This window comes from Brucella sp. NBRC 113783 (assembly GCF_040372265.1).
GTDB classification, from domain to species: domain Bacteria; phylum Pseudomonadota; class Alphaproteobacteria; order Rhizobiales; family Rhizobiaceae; genus Brucella; species Brucella teleogrylli.
In genome coordinates this window covers 229,402-244,092 of record NZ_BAABRX010000005.1, presented here as the reverse complement: position 1 = coordinate 244,092, position 14,691 = coordinate 229,402, and the positions used below count along the sequence as shown (strand labels likewise).

The following is a 14,691-nucleotide window of genomic DNA, read 5'->3' as shown; positions in this document are numbered from 1 at the left end:
CCGCGCGGAAAAACAATGCGGCGCTCTTACAGGTTTTTTTGCGTTTTAGAAAGGGGCAGCGCGACACTGCCCCTTATTTCTCGCGAAAAACCCTTGTTTATCGGCGCTTTTACACCGTCATTCTGTCAGTTTTTTGTCAGTCGGCGTGCGGAGTCGGCACCAAGCGCTACAACAAAGTGCCAGAAAGTATGACAATGGCGACGCTGAAATAAATGACAAGACCCGTCACATCGACCAATGTCGCCACGAAAGGCGCTGACGCACTGGCCGGATCGAATCCAAGCCGTTTCAACGCAAAAGGCAGCATTGAGCCAGTCAGCGAGCCGAACATCACGATACAGACGAGCGCCATGCCGACGGTCAGAGCGACCAGAATCCAGTGTTCTCCATAGTCATAGATGCCAATCGTCTGCCACACGGCAATGCGGACAATGCCGATCAGGCCGAGGAAACTGCCGAGAGCAAGCCCGGTCGGCAGTTCGCGCAACGCGACACGCCACCAATCCTTGAGCTTCACTTCCTGCAAGGCCAGCGCACGGATAATCAGCGAGGTGGCCTGCGAACCGGAATTACCGCCCGACGACATGATGAGCGGAATGAACAGCGTCAGCACGAGCGCCTTTTCCAGCTCCATCTCGAAATGCTGCATGGCGCTCGCCGTTAGCATCTCGCCAAGAAACAGAACGCCCAGCCAGCCAGCGCGCTTCTTCAACATTTCGCCGAAGCCAATGCGCATATAAGGCTTGTCCAGCGCCTCCATGCCGCCGAAGCGATAGGCGTCTTCGCTGGCATCTTCGGTGATGGCGTCAAGCACGTCGTCCACCGTCACAATGCCGATGATATGGCGGCTTTCATCCACAACGGGGACGGCCAGAAGATCGTGCTTGCGGAACAGGCGCGCAACGTCTTCGCGGCTGGTGAGTGGCGCAATGGTGATCGGTTCTTCGTCACGGACAATCGACAGAATCGGTTCTTCCGGCTCGCGGATGATCAGGCGGCGCAGGCTGACCACGCCTTCAAGGGCGCGGGACTTCGGATCAACCACGTAAATCGCGTAGACGGTTTCGCGCGTGCGCTCTACCTTGCGAATATGATCGAGCGTCTCGGCCACATTCCAGTTCGACGGCACGGCGATGAATTCGGTCGTCATGAGCGAACCGGCCGTATTCGGCGGATAGCCCATAAGTTTTTTCAGATTGGCCTTGGTTTCCGGGGCCAGAATGGCGAACAGCCGCGCACGGTCACCCTCGTCGAGTTCCTGAAACACGTCCGTCGAACGGTCAGCTGACATACCGTCCAAAAGAAGGCTCGCAAGCCCCGGCGCAAGCGCCGCTACGATTTCGGCGGTACGATGCAGTTCCGGCTGGTCAAGCAGGCGGATGGCATCTTCATGGGTGAGCTGTCCGAAGACGGAGATTGCGTCATCATCTTCGAGCTCGTTCAATAGCTCAACGGCATCGCCCGTATGCATTTCGGCGATACGTGCAGCAATCGCAGCCGCCGGGAGGTCGGCAACATCAAGCACTTCCGGAGAGAAGTTGTTGTCGGTCATTAAGCTTGCCTTTCCGTCGATCCGCCGTCAAAGGCAGATCGTGCAAGCTGACCTCAAGCGATCAGTACACGGCTACCTTGACGGCTGACACAATCGACTGTGACTGTCGCTGGGCATAAGAGAATAAAACTCCGGTTGAAGATTGCTGTCGCAAAGAGACTTCGGACAGCCAGCGTGATGTGCGCTTGGTCGCCCTTAAAGTCAAGCCCCACACAGTAATCTGAAGAGGTTTTTGCGAGCAAGGCGTCGAATGCTGTCGTCTGGCGCCTTAACCGTAAAAGCCGGTTGAACGCCCTTGCTCACCCGACACCGAAACCTTAAGTCTTGACCATCGAATTCATTTGATCCGGAGTTTCATCATGTCCGACAAGCCCACCTATAATCATGCGCTCACAGAATGGACCGGACCGCTGGGCCTGCCGGATTTCACCGCATTCAAAGACGACGATTTCGCGCCAGCCTTTGAGGCAGCGCTCGCATCCGATCTCGCCGAGGTGGAAGCCATTGCCAGCGCAACTGGCGAAGCAACCATCGAAAACACGCTGAAGGCCTTGCAACTGACAGGCAAGGCGCTTGACCATGTGTCGGCCATTTTCTGGATGCGCGCAGGCGCCCATAGCAACGACACCATTCAAGCACTGGAGCGGGAAATTGCGCCGAAAATGTCGCGTCATTATTCGCGCATCATGATGGACCCGGCTTTGTTCGCCCGGATCGACGCGCTCTATGACAATCGCGATCTGCTTGATCTCGACACGGAAACCAAACGCGTTCTGGAAAAGACCTGGAAGGGTTTTGTCCGGTCCGGCGCGAAACTCGATGAAGCTGGCAAGGCGGAACTCGCTGGCATCAACGAGAAGCTTGCCGGTCTCGGTGCACGCTTCGGCCAGAATGTGCTGAAAGACGAGTCGAGCTGGGCACTGTTCATCACCGATGAAGCCGATCTCGCCGGGCTGCCGGATTTTCTGAAAAACGCCATGCAGAGCGCAGCAAGCGAACGCGGCAAACCGGATGCTTATGCAGTTACGCTGTCGCGTTCCATCGTCGAGCCATTCCTCACCTTCTCAGAAAACCGCGCCTTACGCGAGCAGGCTTTCAATGCCTGGGCCAAGCGCGGCGAGAATGGCAACGACTCCGACAATCGCGAGATTGTGCGTGAGATGGTCGAACTGCGCGAGCGCAAGGCCCATCTGCTCGGCTATGCCAATTTTGCAGCCTATAAGCTGGACGACACCATGGCCAAGACGCCAAAGGCCGTCATGGACCTGCTGGAACCCGTTTGGGACAAGGCACGCGCAAAGGCTGGTGAAGAACAGGCAGAGCTTGAGCGCCTGATCGCCGCCGATGGCAGCAATCACAAAGTCGCGCCATGGGACTGGCGTTTCTATGCAGAAAAGTTGCGGGCCGAACGCTTTGCCTTCGACGAGGCCGAGTTAAAGCCTTATCTGCAACTGGAAAAGATCATCGAAGCGAGCTTCGATGTGGCCACGCGCCTGTTCGGCGTTCGCTTCGAAGAGAAGAAGGGCATTGCCGCCTGGCACCCGGACGTGCGCGTGTTTCAGGTTTTCAACCCGGATGGCAGCGAACGCGGTCTTTTCCTCGGCGATTATTTCGCCCGGACATCGAAGCGTTCCGGCGCTTGGATGAGTGCGCTGCAATCCAGCCACAAGCTCGACGGCGGCCAGAAGCCGATCATCTACAATGTGATGAATTTCGCCAAGCCGAAGGCCGGTGAACCCGCCCTGCTGTCGCTCGATGATGCCCGCACGCTGTTCCACGAGTTCGGCCATGCGCTGCACGGACTTCTATCGGATGTGACGTGGCCTGCCGTTTCCGGCACTGCCGTATCGCGCGATTTCGTGGAACTGCCGTCGCAGCTTTACGAACATTGGCTGACCGTACCCGCCGTTCTGGAAAAATACGCCGTGCATTACCGCACCGGCGAAGCAATGCCGAAAGCCCTGCTCGATAAGGTTTTGGCGGCGCGTTCGTTCAATGCCGGTTTCAACACGGTTGAATTTACCGCGTCCGCGCTGGTGGATATGGCTTTCCATACCGGTAATGAGAAGATCGCCGATCCGCTGTCCTTCGAGGCAAAAACGCTCGAAAAGCTTTCCATGCCTGATGCGATCATCATGCGCCACCGCACACCGCATTTCACCCATGTGTTCTCCGGCGATGGCTACTCCGCCGGTTACTATTCCTACATGTGGTCGGAAGTGCTGGATGCGGATGCGTTCTCGGCTTTCGAGGAAACCGGCGACGCTTTCAACCCGGAACTCGCCGCCAAGCTGGAGCAGCACATCTATGCCGCTGGCGGCAGTCGCGACCCGGAAGATCTGTACAAAGCATTCCGCGGCAAGATGCCGACACCGGATGCGATGATCGAAAAGCGCGGGTTGAACTAATCAAGCAAAAGGCCGGGAAACCGGCCTTTTCAGTTCTTATGGGTCAGGATATTGACCAACCGCCCAAAAGGATCGCGTACGAAAAAGCGGCGCACGCCCCAATCCTCATCCGCCGGACCGTATTCGATAGGAAACCCCATCGCGATTGCCTGCTCCAGCGTGGCGTCTACGTCGTCCACCTCGATGGAAAGATCGGGCACCGGCGTGCCCGAACCACCTTCACGCATGATGCTCACCTGCACGCGCGCCTGCGCATCGGTGGCATAGGTCACGATCCAGCCGAAATCCATCGCCACGTCGAGGCCCAACAATTCGCCATAGAAGCGTTTTGCCGCCGCAGGGTCGCTGGCAGCTATATTGGCGACGATGCGACGGACGGCCATCAATATTCGCCGAGCTTTATATCCGGCGTATAGTCAACGCCATCAACTTCCTTCACAACCGGCTGGCCGCACTGCATCACGCCGGTTGCCGCATTGAAGGCATAGGTCGGCGAGCCATGGAGCTGCCAGCCCTTGTTGAGCGCCGCCGTAACGCGGTGGCAAAATGCGGAATCATCCGGTCCGGTGATGAAACGATAGAGCTTCATAGTCTGTCTTCCTTTGTTAAATTTCAGGCCCGCGTTGGTTCTATTTATTACGCATTTCCAAACGCAAAACCGTTTCACACTTTTGCTGGAAATGCTTTCGCGAGCAGCTTTTCGGCCATTGCCAGATGCAGCCGTTCGATCATCTGGCCATCCAGTGACACAACGCCCTTATCCGCATTTTCTGGTTGAGCAAACAGATCGACAACGGCCCGTGCATGCGCCACTTCCTCATCCGTCGGTGAGAAGGCGCGATTGGCGGCCTCGATCTGACCCGGATGAATAAGCGTCTTGCCGTCGAAGCCCATCGCGGCCCCTTGCAAACACTCGGCTTCAAAGCCGACAGAATCGCGAAAATCGTTGAACACGCCATCGAGAACAGTAAACCCGCCTGCTCGCGCCGCGAGAATGATCTGCATCAGCCACGGCACGAGATAAGGCCGCCCGGCTTGCGGGCGAACACCAGTTTCCCGTGCAATATCGTTCGGACCAACAACGAAACAGGCGAGCCGCACTGCCGAGCGATGGCCGAGCATGGCTATTTCATCCGCGTTCAAAATGCCGCGCGGAGTTTCAATCATCGCCCAAACGCCGACAGACGGATCAGCATCCTTGCGATCAAGCCGATTGGCCGCATCGATAATGTCCTGCGGTCGCTCGACCTTCGGCAGGAGAATGGCGTCGGCACCCATATCAGCCGCTGCGGCCACATCATCCTTGCCCCATGGCGTCTCGCCAGAATTGACGCGAATGATCCGCTCAAAGGCCGGTTTCGGATGCGCTGCAAAATGCGCAACCAACGCCTCGCGCGCTGATTGCTTTGCTTCGGGCGCAACGGAATCTTCCAGATCGTAGATCACGCAATCGGCTGCAAGCGTGAGCGATTTTTCCAGCGCGCGCGGATTGGCGGCAGGAACGAACAGAACGGAACGGCGTGGACGAGCGATTGTTTTCATGGCCGATTTGTGCACGGAACTGCGACACGGTGCAAGCCTTGGGAGCGGGTTAAAGCTCCCTTCAAAGCGGGGGCTTGAAATCCGTGCCCTGCCCGCCTATTTTCCAGCCTTCGGTTGAATGCGCCAGCCGCCCGCAGGTTTCAAGCCACGGTAAAGCATTCGAAATACACGTTCCTGTCCCGTGACGGCAGAAACGGCAATGCGGGCACCCGTTCATGAAAACGCCGCTCACAATCAGGAGCGAAAACCATGACCACAGCTTTGACCGCTGGGCACACCACTATTGACTTCAAGCATCAGGCTCGCCGTTTGCGGCAGGCTTTGAGCGAGGAAGGCATCACCATTAGCCACGGTAAGGCGCTTGATCTCGTGGCCCGCCAGTCAGGCACGCGTGACTGGAACACGCTTGCCGCCACGGGCGGCAAGGTGGAAGCAACACCGGTTGCCGCGCAGGACGACACCGCCCCCTACCGTGTCGGCCAGCGCATCTCCGGCATGTTTCACACCACGCCCTTCGACGCTCGTATTATAGCCGTCGAGGAAACAATCAAGCCCGACCTGTGGCGGATCACATTGCAATTCGACCCGGCGATCGATGTCGCCGTTTCGCCAAATATGTCGATGCGGCGCCGGCGCTTTACCATTGTTGTCGGCAGTGACGGAAAATCCCGCCGCCTGACCGGCAGCGAGAGCGGCGGTGTGGCGTTGAACGTCCAATAATTGCGGATGCGGCATTTACAGCGCATGATTCAGAAAGGTTGACGGGATTTCCCGACAGGATTATGCGCAGTAATCAACTATCGAACCGTCCGGATCGCCTCAAAACGGTCTGGATGGTTCGATAAATTCGCCGCAGGTTGCGACCTATTGGGCAGTTTGGGCCTGAAACGTTGACTCTCGGCAATGCTGATGTAAACCAGTTCGCAATATAGCAAATACCCAACCGACAGGTTCAGGACATGGATAAGTTCACCAAGCTCACCGGCGTCGCCGCTCCCCTGCCGATCGTCAACATCGACACGGATATGATCATTCCGAAGGATTACCTGAAGACGATCAAGCGCACGGGCCTGAGCAAGGGACTGTTTGCGGAAATGCGCTTTAATGAAGACGGTTCCGAAAACCCTGATTTCGTGCTGAACAAGCCCGGCTATCGCAATGCCCAGATCCTGGTTGCAGGCGATAATTTCGGCTGCGGCTCCTCGCGCGAGCACGCCCCTTGGGCTCTGCTCGATTTTGGTATCCGTTGCGTGATTTCGACCTCGTTTGCCGACATCTTCTATAATAACTGCTTCAAGAACGGCATTCTGCCGATCAAGGTCAGCCAGGAAGATCTCGACAAGCTGATGGACGACGCCTCGCGCGGTGCCAATGCCACCCTCACCGTCGATCTCGAAGCAAAGGAAATTCATGGCCCTGACGGCGGCACGATTTCCTTCGATCTCGACGACTTCAAGCGCCACTGCCTGCTCAACGGTCTGGACGATATCGGCCTGACCATGGAAAAGGCAAAGAGCATCGACACGTTCGAAGCCAAGCGCGCCGAACTGCGTCCCTGGGCCTGATGACACACAATGCAATTTACGCGGCCTTTAAGCCCTGTGGCCTGAGCAATTGAACAGGACACGATTGGCTGGAATGGCCCGAGAAGATCAAAGCGGCGACTGGGCGGGACGTTTCTCGCCCTCGCTGGACGAAGTTGAATCCATCGCGATTGAAGCTCTTGCGCATCTGCCGCAGGAGTTTCGTGCGTTGTGCGGCGACATCATCATCCAGATCGCCGATTTTCCTGAAGACCAGATCATCGAGGATATGGGGCTGGACACGCCATTCGACCTGCTCGGCCTTTTTGAAGGTCGCGGCATTGGCGAGCGTTTCAGCCTGCAGACCGGCGATGGTCCCAACCGCATCACGCTCTATCGTCGCGCCATTCTGGATTACTGGTCTGAAAATCAGGAGACGCTGGGCGATATCGTCACCCATGTGCTTATCCATGAGATCGGCCATCACTTTGGCCTGTCGGATGACGACATGGAAGCCATCGAAGCCCAGGCAGAATAATTTCTGCCGAATATCAATTCAAAAAGGCGCCCTGATCGGGCGCCTTTTTGTTTGGGTCAGGCGACGCTCAAGCGCACGTCGATATTACCGCGCGTGGCATGCGAATAAGGGCAAACAATGTGAGCCGCATTGACCAGCTCCTGCGCCTTTGCCTTCTCGACACCCGGAAGCGCCACTTCAAGCGCAACATCGAGACCGAAGCCGGTGCCGTCTTCGCGCGGGCCGATGCCAACGGTTGCTGTCACAGTGCTGTCGGCAGCAATGGCAACCTTTTCCTTCGAAGCAACAAACTTCAGCGCGCCAAGGAAGCAGGCCGCATAGCCGGACGCAAAAAGCTGCTCGGGATTGGTGCCCTCGCCGCCCTGACCACCGAGTTCCTTCGGCGTGTCGAGAACGACGCTAAGACGACCATCTGCGGTCTTGGCGCTGCCCGTGCGTCCGCCGGTTGCTGTGGACTGGGTGGTGTAGAGAATAGCCATTCGATTTCTCCTTCGGTGATAATTTGTCTCCGAAGACAAGCTATCGAAAATTAAATTGTGCGCAATCTAATTTTGCAAAATCATTTCTCACAATTAAGTGATGCACAATGCAATTGCGCATGATTTATGGTATGAAGGATATGCGCTGGAACAGCGCTCGAAGGAATTGGCGCATGACACAGGACTCTTTTCTCAAACTTTCAAACATGCTCTGCTTTGCGATTTATTCGACCGCAAATGCGCTGACGCGCGCATACCAGCCGATCTTGAGCAAACTGGACCTGACCTATCCGCAGTTCCTGGTGATGCTGGTGCTGTGGGAAAAGGACGACCAGACCGTTTCCGAAATCGGCGCGAAGCTCCATCTCGATTCAGGGACGCTGACGCCACTCCTGAAACGGCTTGAAACGGCAGGACGCATCACGCGCCGCCGCGATCCACAGGACGAACGGCAAGTGCGCATCACACTTACGGACGAAGGACTTATGTTACGGGAAGCGGCTGAATCTGTACCGGATCAAATTCTCTGTGCGCTCGGTCACCCCGTCGATGAGCTGAAGGATTTGCGCTCCCGCCTGCTCGACATTCGCGGCAATCTTGCCGACAGCGTGGAACGCTAGATATTCGCCGCAAAATAAAAGCGCCGGTTTCCCGGCGCTTTTGCATTTCACTACATAACAAGCTCTATCAGGCAGCAAGCGCCTTTGGCTTGATCAGGCCGCGAGCGACCAACAGTTCTGCAATCTGGATCGTATTGAGCGCTGCGCCCTTGCGCAGATTGTCCGAGACGACCCACATGGCCAGACCGTTTTCGACAGTAATGTCTTCACGGATACGGCTGATATAAGTCGCGTCTTCACCAGCAGATTCATATGGCGTGATGTAGCCGCCGTCTTCGCGCTTGTCGATAACCTGGCAACCCGGCGCTTCGCGCAGGATTTCGCGGGCTTCTTCCGGCGAAAGCGGGTTTTCGAACTCGATATTCACCGCTTCCGAATGACCGATGAAGACAGGAACGCGCACTGCGGTTGCCGTCAGCTTGATCTTCGGATCGAGCATCTTCTTGGTTTCGGCCACCATCTTCCATTCTTCCTTGGTGTAACCGTCTTCCATGAAGACATCGATGTGCGGGATCACGTTGAACGCAATGCGCTTGGTGAACTTCTTCGCCGTGACCGGGTCAGCAACGAACACAGCGCGCGACTGTTCGAACAGCTCGTCCATACCTTCCTTGCCCGCGCCGGAAACCGACTGGTAGGTCGAAACGACGACGCGCTTGATCTTGGCAGCGTCATGCAGCGGCTTCAGCGCAACAACGAGCTGCGCAGTCGAGCAGTTCGGGTTGGCAATAATGTTCTTCTTGGTGAAGCCCGTGATGGCATCCGGGTTTACTTCCGGCACGATCAGCGGCACGTCCATGTCGTAACGCCAGGCCGACGAATTATCGATGACGACGCAGCCCTGCTTGCCGATCTTCGGCGACCATTCCTTCGAAATATTGCCGCCAGCAGACATCAGGCAAATGTCCGTGTCGGAAAAATCGTAAGTGTCGAGCGCGCGAACCTTCAGCGTCTTGTCGCCGTAAGATACTTCCGTGCCCTGGCTGCGACGCGATGCGAGCGCCACAACTTCATCGGCTGGAAAACCGCGTTCTTCTAGAATATTGAGCATTTCGCGCCCGACATTACCGGTGGCGCCGACTACTGCTACCTTGAAACCCATTTTTCGTCTCCTGTCCCTCTCCGCTTCCAGATCCGGAACCCCGCAGGCCACGCGGGTTTTCCGTCCCCGGGCCAGACCCGGGGAGAGGGCGAGCAGGCCAAGGGAATCAGACCGTTTTCGTGGTCGTTTTAGTGATGGCCGTGAGTTTTTTGGTAATCGAAGGCATGCGTACTGCTCCGGCATTCATGCCGGCAGTTCCAGACGAAACTGACGCTACGTTAACGCGTTGCACGCGAGTTCTCCTTCGTTCGGCATTGCTTTTACGCGCTTTATGAATGGAGTCAATTCTCCACCGCTTCCGCCCTGTATTTTTTTGCACCGCAAGCAAAACCGGCGGGCGTCAAGCTGTCGATTTTGTCTCATACTAAAGACTACTGCCCGAATCTCCTTTTTAGGTTCATCATAATTTGGTGAGGAGTGCGCCTCACTTGTTGGGATACAAGGCGGCGCATCGGACTGGTTACATTTGTACGTCGAATGAACCCCAGTCTTGCATTGCCCTTTAAGGGCTCTGTTTGGGAGGACAGATTAATGGCAGTCTCGTCAAGTGCCGATGTCGGCACGCAGAAAATGACGGGCGAAGAACGCAAAGTCATCTTTGCATCGTCGCTTGGTACCGTCTTCGAATGGTACGACTTTTACCTTTACGGAACGCTCGCTTCCTTTATCGGCGCAGCCTTCTTCAACGAATATCCCGAAGCAACGCGCAACATCTTCGTCCTGCTGGCTTTTGCGGCGGGCTTTCTGGTGCGTCCGTTCGGTGCGCTCGTCTTCGGTCGCCTTGGCGATCTCGTCGGACGCAAATACACCTTTCTCGTCACCATCGTCATCATGGGCGCATCGACCTTTTTGGTCGGTCTTCTGCCTGGTTCGGCAACGCTCGGCATTCTGGCGCCCATCATCCTGATCGTGCTGCGCATGCTTCAGGGTCTCGCACTCGGTGGCGAATATGGTGGCGCGGCAACCTATGTCGCAGAACATGCGCCGAATAACCGTCGCGGTTTCTTCACCTCGTGGATTCAGACCACTGCAACGCTTGGCCTGTTCCTGTCGTTGCTGGTGATCCTCGGCATCCAGACTATGATGAGCAAGGAAGCCTTTGCCGCCTGGGGCTGGCGTATTCCGTTCCTCGTCTCGGTTCTCCTGCTCGGTATTTCCGTCTGGATCCGCATGCAGATGAGCGAGTCGCCTGCGTTCAAGCGCATGAAGGAAGAAGGCAAGACCTCGAAGGCTCCGCTATCCGAAGCTTTCGGCCAGTGGAAAAATGCCAAGATCGCGCTTATCGCATTGTTCGGCCTCACCGCCGGTCAGGCCGTGGTCTGGTATTGCGGCCAGTTCTACGCATTGTTCTTCCTTCAGAACGTTTTGAAGGTGGAAAATCAGTCGGCCAATATCATGGTTGCTATCGCCCTGCTGCTCGGCACCGGCGGCTTCGTCTTCTTCGGCTGGCTGTCGGACAAGATCGGCCGTAAGCCGATCATCATGGCGGGCCTGCTTCTGGCGGCTGTAACCTACTTCCCGCTGTTCAAGGCGCTGACCAATGCCGCAAATCCGGCGCTGGCGCAGGCTGAGCAGACCATCAAGGCAACCGTCACCGCGGCCCCTGGCGATTGTAACTTCCAGTTCAACGCCACCGGCACGTCCAAGTTTACCAGCTCCTGCGATGTTGCGACCAGCTTCCTCGCCAAGAGCTCGGTGCCTTACGAAGTCGTGCAGACCGCTGCGGCTGGAACGCCTGCAACCGTCACCATCGGCGACGCGACGATTACGTCCTTTGATGCCGTTCAGGCTGGTGCAGGTGCTGCCGGCAAGCAGGCTGAACTCGCTCATGGCGTGAACCTGGCTCTCCAGAAGGCAGGCTTCCCACTGGTCCGCGATCCTGCCAAGGTGCCGGACAGCAAGCTTGACGCCTTCCTGGCCGCCAATCCGGAACTCCAGCTGAGTGCTGATGCTGTCCGCGGTGGCGATAAGGCGATGGTTCCTGCTGCCGATCTGGTCAAGCAGAAGCTCCTGACCCAGACTGAAGCCGAAGGTCTCGGCGTCAGCACCGATCAGGCCGTCTACACCATTCCGAATGCAGGCGCATTCAAGATGGTGGCAGACCCTGCCAAGGTGAACTGGGTCATGACGATTGCGATCCTGACCATCCTCGTCATCTATGTGACGATGGTTTATGGCCCAATCGCTGCAATCCTGGTGGAAATGTTCCCGACCCGCATCCGCTACACCGGCATGTCGCTGCCTTACCATATCGGCAATGGCTGGTTCGGTGGTCTGCTTCCGGCTGGCGTGTTCGCACTCAGCGCGGCCAAGGGCGACATCTACTATGGCCTCTGGTATCCGATCGTCATCGCCTCCATCACCTTCGTGATCGGCATGATCTTCGTGAAGGAAACCAAGGGCGTCGATCTGCACAAGCTCGACTAATCCGGCAATAACGACAATGCGAAACGCCGCCCCGAAAGGGCGGCGTTTTTGCGTACACCCAACGAATTTTCAGCGATATTGCGCTTCGATCTCAATCAGTTTCTGCTTGCGCCAGAGACCGCCGCCATAGCCGGTCAATGATCCGTCGGCGCCGATCACGCGATGACACGGTATGATGATGGCAATCTGATTGGCACCATTGGCCCGCGCAACAGCCCTCACCGCAAGCGGCTTGTCGATTGCTTGCGCCAACTCGCTATAGCTGCGTGTTTCCCCTGCCCCAATCGTCTGAAGTTCCCGCCACACGGACTGCGTGAACGCGCTGCCATGCAAGACCATGGGCAGATCGAAGGTCGGCGACTTGCCTGCAAAGAAAGCATTCAGCTGCCGCTCGACCAGATCATGCGTGTTGAAGCGACCAATACCGATATCTCCACGAGAAGTCGCATAGAGTTTCTTCAACTCGGAAGAGAGCGCCTTGCGGTCGGCAAATTCCAGCAGATGCAGGTTTTTCGCATCGCAAATGGCAATCATCGTTCCGAGCGGCGACTTGATCCAATCGGCGCGCAACAGACCGTCGCCGCGCAGTTTTGCGGGAGGAAGACCAAGAATACGGCCAAAGGCGCTGCGGAACGCCTCCGGCGATTCAAAGCCCGCATCGATCTGCGCGTCGATGACCCGGCCTCCGTCAGCCAATGCCTGAAAGCCGTGACGCAAACGTTCCTGCCGCGCCATTTCCAGAAATGTCATGCCGAAATGTCGCCGGAAGCTGCGCCGCACGGTGGAGAGATCAAGCCCCATGCGCGCGACATCATCTTCGCTCCATCGCCGTTCGGGATCGGCTTCCAGAGCATCGAGCAATCTCTTGATGGAAGGCTCCGCTTCGGCTGCAGGCTGCAACGGATGGCACCTTTTGCAGGCGCGAAAACCATCCGCCATGCATTCGGCAACCGAAGCGAAAAAACGGCAGTTTTCCCGGCGCGGCTTGCGCGCCGGGCAAGTCAGGCGGCAAAAAATGCCGGTGGAAACGACACCGACGTAGGCCCTGCCCTCATAAGAGGCATCGCGGGCCAACAGCGCGTCGTAAAGTTTGTCTTGGTTTGGAAGCGTGAACAACATGACACGCATTCTTATCCGTCTATGCAGAAATTACAGCCTCAAATCGGGCGTTTATTTCAATAAGAAAAAGCCCGCCGGAACTATCCGGCGGGCTTTCCAATTTCGCAATTCTTCAGCGGGTGATTAAGCCGAAAGCGCCTTGAATTTGGCGAGGATCGCATCACCCATTTCGGTGGTGCCAACCTTGGTTGTGCCTTCCGACCAGATGTCCGCCGTGCGGATGCCATCGTCCAGAACACCGGCAATCGCTGCTTCCAGACGGTTGGCTTCGGCAACCAGATTGAACGAATAACGCAGGCACATGGCCAGCGACGCGATCATGGCGATCGGGTTTGCAATGCCCTTGCCAGCGATATCCGGTGCGGAGCCATGGACCGGCTCGTAAAGCGCCTTGCGCTTGCCGGTCTTGGCATCGACTGCGCCAAGCGAAGCCGACGGCAACATGCCGAGCGAACCGGTCAGCATGGCAGCGACGTCCGACAGCATGTCACCGAACAGATTGTCGGTCACGATGACGTCGAACTGCTTCGGCCAGCGGACGAGCTGCATGCCGCCAGCGTCGGCCAGCATGTGTTCCAGTTCCACGTCGGAATGCTTTTCCTTGTGACGCGCGGTGACGACCTGATTCCAGAGCACGCCCGACTTCATCACATTGCGCTTTTCCATCGAGGTGACCTTGTTGCGGCGCGTGCGCGCCAGCTCAAAAGCCACATCGGTGATGCGCTCGATTTCGTAGGTGTCATAAACCTGCGTGTCGATCCCGCGCTTCTGGCCGTTGCCGAGGTCGATGATTTCCTTCGGCTCGCCGAAGTAAACGCCGCCGGTCAATTCGCGCAGGATAAGAATGTCGAGGCCTTCGATCACTTCCGGCTTCAGCGAAGAGGAATGTGCGAGCGCCGGATAGCAAATGGCCGGACGCAAGTTTGCGTAAAGCTGCATGTCCTTGCGCAGGCGCAGAAGACCGGCTTCCGGGCGCACTTCATAAGGCACGCTATCCCACTTCGGGCCGCCAACAGCGCCAAACAGCGTGGCATCGGCTGCCAGCGCCTTCTCCATATCGGCATCCGAAATCGCCTGACCGTGCGCGTCGTAAGCGCAGCCGCCAACCAGACCTTCTTCGGTTTCAAAGCCGAGCTTAAGGTCCGAATTGAGGTAAGCGATGATCTTGCGGACTTCCGCCATGGCTTCGGGACCGATGCCATCGCCGGGCAGGAGAAGAAGTTTTCTGGTTGCCATAATGCCAAGCCTCTGTTTTTCAATGCACAATTACGAAAAACCGGGCGTCTTCCGAAATTGTTTTTCAAAGTTCCGGGAGGGTTATAGAGCCCTGTTGCGTGGCAGGCAACAATCAGCAGGCATGAAACTTATGAAAAAGATCGAG

At 56.9% G+C, this 14,691-nt stretch carries 14 protein-coding genes; 6 read left to right on the top strand and 8 right to left on the bottom strand.

Annotation, left to right across the window (positions count from 1 at the left end; translation table 11 throughout):
* Positions 1-166: 166 nt before the first annotated feature.
* Positions 167-1,552, bottom strand: coding sequence for a magnesium transporter (gene mgtE / locus ABWW11_RS17225; RefSeq protein WP_109367293.1), 1,386 nt, complete (start codon positions 1,550-1,552; stop codon positions 167-169).
* A gap of 359 nt (positions 1,553-1,911) precedes the next feature.
* Here mgtE and ABWW11_RS17220 point away from each other — a divergent pair, with 359 nt between their 5' ends.
* On the top strand, positions 1,912-3,960 hold the full coding sequence (locus ABWW11_RS17220) for a M3 family metallopeptidase (protein ID WP_109367292.1): 2,049 nt from the start codon (positions 1,912-1,914) through the stop codon (positions 3,958-3,960).
* A gap of 29 nt (positions 3,961-3,989) precedes the next feature.
* Here ABWW11_RS17220 and ABWW11_RS17215 read toward each other — a convergent pair whose 3' ends face one another.
* The 3 genes from ABWW11_RS17215 to ABWW11_RS17205 all read right to left on the bottom strand — a co-directional run bounded on the left by ABWW11_RS17215 (position 3,990) and on the right by ABWW11_RS17205 (position 5,502).
* Complete coding sequence (locus ABWW11_RS17215; protein WP_109367291.1) at positions 3,990-4,343, bottom strand: VOC family protein; 354 nt, start codon at positions 4,341-4,343, stop codon at positions 3,990-3,992.
* Positions 4,343-4,549: a DUF1737 domain-containing protein gene (locus ABWW11_RS17210; RefSeq protein ID WP_109367290.1), complete on the bottom strand. Its 207-nt coding sequence runs from the start codon at positions 4,547-4,549 to the stop codon at positions 4,343-4,345. The genes ABWW11_RS17215 and ABWW11_RS17210 overlap by 1 nt, the downstream gene beginning before the upstream one ends.
* 74 nt (positions 4,550-4,623) lie before the next feature.
* Positions 4,624-5,502, bottom strand: coding sequence for an HpcH/HpaI aldolase/citrate lyase family protein (locus ABWW11_RS17205; protein ID WP_109367289.1), 879 nt, complete (start codon positions 5,500-5,502; stop codon positions 4,624-4,626).
* A 249-nt stretch (positions 5,503-5,751) separates the two neighbouring features.
* Here ABWW11_RS17205 and ABWW11_RS17200 point away from each other — a divergent pair, with 249 nt between their 5' ends.
* From ABWW11_RS17200 to ABWW11_RS17190, 3 genes are all read left to right on the top strand, one after another.
* The gene (locus ABWW11_RS17200; protein ID WP_109367288.1) at positions 5,752-6,222 is read left to right on the top strand and encodes a glyoxalase superfamily protein; all 471 of its coding nucleotides are present in this window, start codon (positions 5,752-5,754) and stop codon (positions 6,220-6,222) included.
* A gap of 239 nt (positions 6,223-6,461) precedes the next feature.
* On the top strand, positions 6,462-7,067 hold the full coding sequence (gene leuD, locus ABWW11_RS17195; RefSeq protein ID WP_109367287.1) for a 3-isopropylmalate dehydratase small subunit: 606 nt from the start codon (positions 6,462-6,464) through the stop codon (positions 7,065-7,067).
* 73 nt (positions 7,068-7,140) lie between these two features.
* The gene (locus ABWW11_RS17190; RefSeq protein WP_109367286.1) at positions 7,141-7,563 is read left to right on the top strand and encodes a metallopeptidase family protein; all 423 of its coding nucleotides are present in this window, start codon (positions 7,141-7,143) and stop codon (positions 7,561-7,563) included.
* 56 nt (positions 7,564-7,619) lie between these two features.
* Here ABWW11_RS17190 and ABWW11_RS17185 read toward each other — a convergent pair whose 3' ends face one another.
* The gene (locus ABWW11_RS17185) at positions 7,620-8,042 is read right to left on the bottom strand and encodes an organic hydroperoxide resistance protein (protein ID WP_109367285.1); all 423 of its coding nucleotides are present in this window, start codon (positions 8,040-8,042) and stop codon (positions 7,620-7,622) included.
* A gap of 173 nt (positions 8,043-8,215) precedes the next feature.
* On the opposite strand from ABWW11_RS17185, the gene ohrR reads away from it, so the two are divergent.
* Positions 8,216-8,662 (top strand): transcriptional regulator OhrR, encoded by a 447-nt coding sequence (gene ohrR, locus ABWW11_RS17180; protein WP_109367980.1) that lies wholly within the window; start codon positions 8,216-8,218, stop codon positions 8,660-8,662.
* A 67-nt stretch (positions 8,663-8,729) separates the two neighbouring features.
* Here the strand turns inward: ohrR and ABWW11_RS17175 are convergent, their stop codons facing one another.
* Positions 8,730-9,764, bottom strand: a complete 1,035-nt coding sequence (locus tag ABWW11_RS17175; protein WP_109367284.1) for an aspartate-semialdehyde dehydrogenase — start codon at positions 9,762-9,764, stop codon at positions 8,730-8,732.
* 531 nt (positions 9,765-10,295) lie between these two features.
* Between ABWW11_RS17175 and ABWW11_RS17170 the strand changes: the two genes are divergently transcribed.
* The gene (locus tag ABWW11_RS17170) at positions 10,296-12,191 is read left to right on the top strand and encodes an MFS transporter (RefSeq protein WP_109367283.1); all 1,896 of its coding nucleotides are present in this window, start codon (positions 10,296-10,298) and stop codon (positions 12,189-12,191) included.
* A 69-nt stretch (positions 12,192-12,260) separates the two neighbouring features.
* Here the strand turns inward: ABWW11_RS17170 and ABWW11_RS17165 are convergent, their stop codons facing one another.
* Positions 12,261-13,310: a bifunctional transcriptional activator/DNA repair enzyme AdaA gene (locus ABWW11_RS17165; RefSeq protein ID WP_109367979.1), complete on the bottom strand. Its 1,050-nt coding sequence runs from the start codon at positions 13,308-13,310 to the stop codon at positions 12,261-12,263.
* A gap of 123 nt (positions 13,311-13,433) precedes the next feature.
* Positions 13,434-14,546: a 3-isopropylmalate dehydrogenase gene (gene leuB, locus ABWW11_RS17160; RefSeq protein WP_319080548.1), complete on the bottom strand. Its 1,113-nt coding sequence runs from the start codon at positions 14,544-14,546 to the stop codon at positions 13,434-13,436.
* Positions 14,547-14,691: the final 145 nt, after the last annotated feature.

Excerpts from the sequence above, each read along its gene's own strand:
- ABWW11_RS17210 (WP_109367290.1), bottom strand. The coding sequence starts at position 4,549 with ATGAAGCTCTATCGTTTCATCACCGGACCGGATGATTCCGCATTTTGC.
- ABWW11_RS17220 (WP_109367292.1), top strand. The coding sequence starts at position 1,912 with ATGTCCGACAAGCCCACCTATAATCATGCGCTCACAGAATGGACCGGA.
- leuD (WP_109367287.1), top strand. The coding sequence starts at position 6,462 with ATGGATAAGTTCACCAAGCTCACCGGCGTCGCCGCTCCCCTGCCGATC.
- leuB (WP_319080548.1), bottom strand. The coding sequence starts at position 14,546 with ATGGCAACCAGAAAACTTCTTCTCCTGCCCGGCGATGGCATCGGTCCC.
- ABWW11_RS17190 (WP_109367286.1), top strand. The coding sequence starts at position 7,141 with ATGGCCCGAGAAGATCAAAGCGGCGACTGGGCGGGACGTTTCTCGCCC.
- ABWW11_RS17165 (WP_109367979.1), bottom strand. The coding sequence starts at position 13,310 with ATGTTGTTCACGCTTCCAAACCAAGACAAACTTTACGACGCGCTGTTG.
- ABWW11_RS17215 (WP_109367291.1), bottom strand. The coding sequence starts at position 4,343 with ATGGCCGTCCGTCGCATCGTCGCCAATATAGCTGCCAGCGACCCTGCG.
- mgtE (WP_109367293.1), bottom strand. The coding sequence starts at position 1,552 with ATGACCGACAACAACTTCTCTCCGGAAGTGCTTGATGTTGCCGACCTC.
- ABWW11_RS17185 (WP_109367285.1), bottom strand. The coding sequence starts at position 8,042 with ATGGCTATTCTCTACACCACCCAGTCCACAGCAACCGGCGGACGCACG.
- ABWW11_RS17175 (WP_109367284.1), bottom strand. The coding sequence starts at position 9,764 with ATGGGTTTCAAGGTAGCAGTAGTCGGCGCCACCGGTAATGTCGGGCGC.
- ABWW11_RS17170 (WP_109367283.1), top strand. The coding sequence starts at position 10,296 with ATGGCAGTCTCGTCAAGTGCCGATGTCGGCACGCAGAAAATGACGGGC.
- ohrR (WP_109367980.1), top strand. The coding sequence starts at position 8,216 with ATGACACAGGACTCTTTTCTCAAACTTTCAAACATGCTCTGCTTTGCG.
- ABWW11_RS17205 (WP_109367289.1), bottom strand. The coding sequence starts at position 5,502 with ATGAAAACAATCGCTCGTCCACGCCGTTCCGTTCTGTTCGTTCCTGCC.
- ABWW11_RS17200 (WP_109367288.1), top strand. The coding sequence starts at position 5,752 with ATGACCACAGCTTTGACCGCTGGGCACACCACTATTGACTTCAAGCAT.